Origin of the sequence: Streptococcus sp. WM07, assembly GCF_004570525.1 — a bacterium.
Classification (GTDB): domain Bacteria; phylum Bacillota; class Bacilli; order Lactobacillales; family Streptococcaceae; genus Streptococcus.
The window spans coordinates 1-616 of the sequence record NZ_SPPZ01000139.1; the positions used below are offsets into that span (position 1 = coordinate 1).

At 46.6% G+C, this 616-nt stretch carries 1 protein-coding gene; it reads right to left on the minus strand.

What is annotated here, in order from left to right; all coding sequences use genetic code 11:
• Positions 1-616: Rib/alpha-like domain-containing protein (locus E4T71_RS08760; protein ID WP_245165725.1), on the minus strand; the 616-nt coding region annotated here is incomplete at both ends.

A 616-nucleotide genomic window follows, 5' to 3' on the forward strand; every position in this document is an offset into this window, starting at 1 on the left:
AAGGATACTGTTGTGCCTGCTGGCAACTCTGGCAAGTTAGAGATTGACTTCTCTGCTGATGGGGTTTCACCAACCTTAACCGTTTGATCTGCCGGTGTTGGTTCATTACTATCAGCTTGCCTTGGAGCCTCTTCAACCTTAACCGTTACCGGAACCTTATCTGTTGAGCCATCTGGGTAAGTCACAACTACAGTAGCTGGCTTATCCCCTGCTGTCTCAGTATCTACTGGGCTTTCAAAGGATACTTTCGTTCCTTCTGGGAGAGATGGCAAGTTAGAGATTGACTTCTCTGCTGATGGGGTTTCACCAACCTTAACCGTTTGATCCGCCGGAGTTGGTTCATTACTATCAGCTTGCTTTGGAGCCTCTTCAACCTTAACCGTTACTGGAACCTTATCTGGTGAGCCATCTGGGTAAGTCACAACTACTACCGCTGACTTATCACCTGCTGTTGTTGTATCCACTGGAGTTTCAAAGGATACTGTTGTTCCTTCTGGGAGAGATGGCAAGTTAGAGATTGACTTCTCTGCTGATGGGGTTTCACCAACCTTAACCGTTTGATCCGCCGGAGTTGGTTCATTACTATCAGCTTGCCTTGGATTTTCAGAAACCTTAA